This is a genomic window from Sulfuricurvum sp. PD_MW2, assembly GCF_002633015.1.
Classification (GTDB): Bacteria; Campylobacterota; Campylobacteria; order Campylobacterales; family Sulfurimonadaceae; genus Sulfuricurvum.
In genome coordinates this window covers 1-5,061 of record NZ_NSIU01000046.1, presented here as the reverse complement: position 1 = coordinate 5,061, position 5,061 = coordinate 1, and the positions used below count along the sequence as shown (strand labels likewise).

Genomic DNA, 5,061 nt, shown 5'->3' with positions numbered 1-5,061 from the left:
CATTAGAGGTGCATTGATATATTTTATTTTTCCATTATAGGATATTCTCAAAAATAGATCGAATTCTTCTGTAAGTCGAAGATGTGGATCAAACCATTCATTCAGCAACTGCAATTTGTTAAAAGAAATCATAACTGTAGACATTCCAATTGGATACTTAAGCAGTAATTTTTTAAAAGTCACATCACCATAGCCCTCTATGGTATTCCCTTTTAAAGCTTTGGTTTTTTGCATCTTAGTTTGATTGAAAGACCAATAATTTGTGTACACTAGAGCTATATTTTGGTCATGAATAAAAGTTTGTACTTGTAATTCAAGTTTTTGTTCTTCCCATAAATCATCACAGTCTAAAAAAGCAATAAGTTGGCCTGAAACTTGGGTTAACGCTAAGTTTCTTGCTTCGCCTAATATAGTGTGCTCTGGTGCATAAAAATATTTGATTCGTTGATCATTGTATGATGCAATGATATTAGCACTTGTATCTGTCGATTGATTGTCCCAAAAAATTATTTCCCAATTTTGATAACTTTGAGTTATTACACTATCAATCGCTTCTCTTAAATATGTATCGCTATTGTAGCAATTCATTATTACGGAAACTAGAGGTTGATTATTTTTCATAAAATTCTTTCACTTTTTGCATTACTGTATCTTGTTCAATATCTGTCAAATCAAAATGACAGGGCAATGTTAATATCTTTTCATAAATTTTTTCACTGATAGGTAAACGATGATCAACTTTATACTTACTTAACATATGATTTGGCTTATAATGTATTCCACATTCGATGTTGTTTTTAAGTAAATATTCCCTTAACTCATTTCTTCTATCTGCTTTAACAACAAAAATATGAGGTACGATGTCACAAAAGTTAAAATCTAAAACATCTATTTCATGGATGTTTTTTAAAGCGTTTATATAGTTTGTAGCTATGCTTTGTCTTTTATTTCTAAATTCGTTAATTCTATCAAGTTGTACTATCCCGATTGCAGCCATAATATTGCTCATATGGTATCTAAAACCTTGCTCAAAAACATCAAAATCCCAACTTCTTTGACTTGAGTATCTTTTCTCTGTGTCTTTTTCGACACCAAGTAATCTAGCATCTTTAATTTTGTTGATTAGTTTTTTATCATTCGATAAAATAGCTCCTCCCTCTCCGGAGGTAATGTTTTTAATTCCGTCAAAACTAAAGCAGATGATATCCCCTTCTTGTCCTATCAATGAGTTGTTTCTCATCGATCCAAAGGCTTGTGCCGCATCTTCGATAACCCTTAGTCCATATTCTTTTGCCAGAGAGTAGACATCTTCCATCCCTTTTGAACTGCTTGCGTAGTGTACAGGCATGATAGCTTTTGTATTTTTAGTAATTCTTTTTCTTGCATCATTAGTATCTATAAATAATGTATCGGGGTTGACTTCGCATGCGATTGGTGTCGCGCCAACAGCAGATACGGCTTGGAATGAGGCTACATAGGTTATAGACGGAACAAGTACTTCATCTCCATATTTTAAGCCAAGAGTACTAAGCGCAAGATGCAGTGCTGCAGTTCCACTGTTGACACAAACTACTTGCATATCGGTTTTTAAATAAGCTTTTATTTTTTCTTCAAATTGTTTGACTTCTTCTCCCATCCCAAGATATTCTTTTTCCAGCACTTTTAATACGGCTTTTTTTTCCAAATCGGAAATGGAAGATTTTGAGAGCCTGATATTATTCATTGGTTGCCTTTATCCAGTAGGTCCCATCCGCCAGTTGTCCTGATTGAAGATTCCTGTAGCCTGCTTTTTGAAAAATATCAGTATGCTCTTTCAGAGTACGTTGATATCCCCATAGTTGTTTTTTTAAAAAACCCAGTTGTATCAATACTAATCTGATAAAGTATTTCATGCAAAATTTGGGACTCGGATCGTACATACTGGCTCCGACAAGTAAAAACTCATCTATTGGATAATTTTTTATTGTTTTTAAAATATTGACGTAGGAGGTATCATCAAAAACATAGTCAGTATAACTCATATATGCGAACTTAAATTGGTTGTTTTGATGTAATGCATCAGGAAAGTAACCATTAATCAAAGTGACCTTTGGATTTGATTTTAGCCATAATGAAGCCGTTTTTGAAGGCTCAAGGGCAGTAATAGTGCCATTATATATCTTTGACAATTCATTCTCGATATAGCCATTTCCAGATCCAATGGAAAGTATGGATGTTTTTGACTTTATATGTGAGTGGATGAATGTTGCTAGAGATGATTTTTGTTCTTTCCATGCTTTTGGAAGTTCATCATATGAATGAAATTTTTTGTAAAACGCTTGATAAAACAAGTCATAAAATGACTCATTTGCTTGTTTTGATGAATTCAATTCGGAGAAACTATTAAAATTGATTCCGAACCAAGTCGTTTCAAACATTTTAATCATCTTGCCCCCATGTGTAAGATATGCTGTCCATGTCTATATTGATAGCCTCTTTCGGATCATGTTCCAGGTTGGCCAGATTCAGAAGCATATTGAATTCGTGGATGCCGCGAAAAGCGACCCATAAGCCTGGCTTAACCGTAAGCCGCTTGTAATTTGCATGAGAAATTCGGGTTGTAAAAAAGTCGATACCATTGTGTATGACGAATTCGATTTCACCGCTCACTACGACAAGGTTGAGTGTCATTTGCAGATGTTTTTTCCACCCTTTGATATCGTTTTGATGAATGGTCGAGAAATATGCTTCACCGAAACCCTCAAATCCGGCATCGCTTTTTTTCATTGCATGGAATATATCCCCTTTTGGATGGTAAATCTGTTTAAGCGGGGTTAGGATTACTCCATCCATATCAAGCCTTTCGATCCGGCTTTTGCTTCGTATTCCTCGATCTGCTCCAACGTTTTTTTGTACATGTCTTTTTGGCTTTTGTAGAAGTCATAGTACCATTCACCGGTAAATCTGATCGTCTCGTCGTATTCCAAATTGGCTTGCCATTTGAGGTAAAAAAGGGCTTTGTCGCAATTGAGTTTTAACAGACCCGCTTCGTGGAAGGGGATGTTGTCCGTGACGGTAAAGGCGTCGGAGACAGTGCTGAAGTGCCAGTATCGGCTCAAATCTTTAAGTAATTGCTCGACTGTATGGTTTTGTTCGGCGCGCGGTCCGAAATTGAACGCTTCACCGTGCAGGTTATCGTTGCGATAAAGCTCCGCACCCAGATTCAGATAGCCGCTGAGAGGTTCGAGGACATGCTGCCATGGACGGGTTGCGTTGGGACTTCGGATTTCAACTTTTTTCCCTTTGCTCCACGCCAGCATACAATCAACGACGATTCTGTCTTTCGCCCAGTCACCTCCGCCGATGACATTGCCGGCGCGTCCGATCGCCAATTTTACGTTGCATGAAGGGGCAAGGAAAAAGGAGTTAAAATAGGATTTTATGATCAGCTCTGCTGCCCCTTTACTACCGCTATAGATATCTTTGCCACCCATTTTGTCGTCTTCTTTGTACCCCCATACTTGTTCGACATTATCGTACGCTTTATCACTGGTGATTATGACGGCACTGCAGGGATGATTCGAACACTTCAATGCTTCTAGGATATTGGCAGTTCCCATGACATTTGAACTGATTGTTTCAATCGGGTCGCTGTAGGAAACGGAGACTATGGGCTGAGCCGCTAAATGGAAAACGAAATCGGGCATCTCGGAAGTCATGATCTCTTTCATTCGTTCCAAATTTCGTATATCTTCGAGATGATGTTTGATTTTGTCCTTGAGTTTCAGTTTGTCAAATATAGACGGGGATGTGGGAATGTCTTTTGAAACACCTACGACGTTTGCACCTAGCTTAATCAGCCATATGGTTAACCATGAACCTTTAAATCCTGTATGACCAGTTAAAAGCACTTTTTTGTTTTTATAAATATTATAAAACATTGTTTCTCCAAAATTATTCGTAAGGGGGGATAATAAAGCTATCTTGACTTTTTTTTAAGGTAACATGGTGAAATTATTAATTTTTAACGATGCATATGTCTGTTTAATAATATATTTTAGCGAAAATATTATTAAAATATAATCGTGCAAGTATGGTAAACTCTTTTGCTTGAACAACTAGATTATTCTGAAAATTTTATTTTATTTAAGCACGGAGTGGTTGGATGCATCGCATCAAAAAAGTCATCATTTTTACATCCTACTTTTTCAGGGGAATATGACCCATACGTTTTGATATTATAAGATTTTGTGAGATTTTTAGTAATTTTTTCTATTTCTGTCATGTGGGTGACGGGTTTTATATTACCAGCTTTAAATAAGACTGGATGGTATGGCGTGAAAATAAATTTTACATCGATACCATTTTTTTTATATAAAGATATTATTTTTTCAAAATATTTCAATGCATTAGGATCATAAATTTCGCCAGAAATTTTGTAATTAGCATCTTTGTCAGTCGCAGTTATGAATGGATTTGAGTTTTTATGCGATAAGATAAAATCTTTTGCATATACTCGGCTTCCGTCTTGTAATATGATGGGGTAAATGTAACCATTTGTATAATCATATGAAGTGAGAGGATAAAGAATATTTTTTGATAAAAGGGAGGAAGGCGTTGTTGTTTTATCATTATTGTTAGTGAGGGTAAGAAGACTATAATAAAAGTATTGAAAATTGAAGATGTTTTTGCCGATTTTTGACCAATAAGATGCTTTATCTTTGTTGTTATTTTCTTCTTCTAATATTTTATTCATCTCATTATAATAAAACTGATATGCACCATATCGGCTATCCATTCCAAATTTAAATGTCCAAGGATCAATATCGATAAAAACCTTTTTAGGTAAGTTTGGATTGTTTAAAATAATAAATGAGAAGATGGCTAAATCTTCTAAACTTCCACCGCTTACCCCGAGATTTAAAAGATTTTTGCACTGTTGTTGAATGTTTCCAGTATTTCTAATGCTCGAGATTTGCATTATATGACTTGATCCTAACACTACGCAATCAAATTCACCAGAATTTCTTGCCAAAGTCGTTTTTATTACTCTTTCATTCCAATTGTTATCTACAATTCCAT

General features: G+C 35.5%; 6 protein-coding genes. All 6 read right to left on the bottom strand.

What is annotated here, in order from left to right:
• Positions 1 to 621: glycosyltransferase (locus tag CJD30_RS11340; RefSeq protein ID WP_294919204.1), on the bottom strand; the 621-nt coding region annotated here is incomplete at its 3' end.
• Positions 611 to 1,723, bottom strand: a complete 1,113-nt coding sequence (locus CJD30_RS11335) for a DegT/DnrJ/EryC1/StrS family aminotransferase (RefSeq protein WP_294919201.1) — start codon at positions 1,721 to 1,723, stop codon at positions 611 to 613. The genes CJD30_RS11335 and CJD30_RS11340, both read right to left, overlap by 11 nt.
• Positions 1,716 to 2,426 carry a hypothetical protein gene (locus CJD30_RS11330; protein WP_294919198.1) on the bottom strand — a complete coding sequence of 237 codons (711 nt, stop codon included), beginning with the start codon at positions 2,424 to 2,426 and terminating at the stop codon, positions 1,716 to 1,718. Before CJD30_RS11330 ends, CJD30_RS11335 begins: the two co-directional genes overlap by 8 nt.
• On the bottom strand, positions 2,419 to 2,832 hold the full coding sequence (locus CJD30_RS11325) for a WxcM-like domain-containing protein (RefSeq protein WP_294919196.1): 414 nt from the start codon (positions 2,830 to 2,832) through the stop codon (positions 2,419 to 2,421). Before CJD30_RS11325 ends, CJD30_RS11330 begins: the two co-directional genes overlap by 8 nt.
• Positions 2,820 to 3,920 (bottom strand): CDP-glucose 4,6-dehydratase, encoded by a 1,101-nt coding sequence (gene rfbG, locus CJD30_RS11320; RefSeq protein ID WP_294919194.1) that lies wholly within the window; start codon positions 3,918 to 3,920, stop codon positions 2,820 to 2,822. The genes CJD30_RS11325 and rfbG overlap by 13 nt, the downstream gene beginning before the upstream one ends.
• Positions 3,921 to 4,102: 182 nt before the next feature.
• The coding region (locus CJD30_RS11315) for a hypothetical protein (RefSeq protein WP_294919192.1) at positions 4,103 to 5,061 on the bottom strand (959 nt) is incomplete at its 5' end.

What these genes read in the sequence shown, in the direction of transcription:
- CJD30_RS11325 (WP_294919196.1), bottom strand. Translation starts at nt 2,832, where the DNA reads ATGGATGGAGTAATCCTAACCCCGCTTAAACAGATTTACCATCCAAAA.
- CJD30_RS11335 (WP_294919201.1), bottom strand. Translation starts at nt 1,723, where the DNA reads ATGAATAATATCAGGCTCTCAAAATCTTCCATTTCCGATTTGGAAAAA.
- CJD30_RS11330 (WP_294919198.1), bottom strand. Translation starts at nt 2,426, where the DNA reads ATGATTAAAATGTTTGAAACGACTTGGTTCGGAATCAATTTTAATAGT.
- rfbG (WP_294919194.1), bottom strand. Translation starts at nt 3,920, where the DNA reads ATGTTTTATAATATTTATAAAAACAAAAAAGTGCTTTTAACTGGTCAT.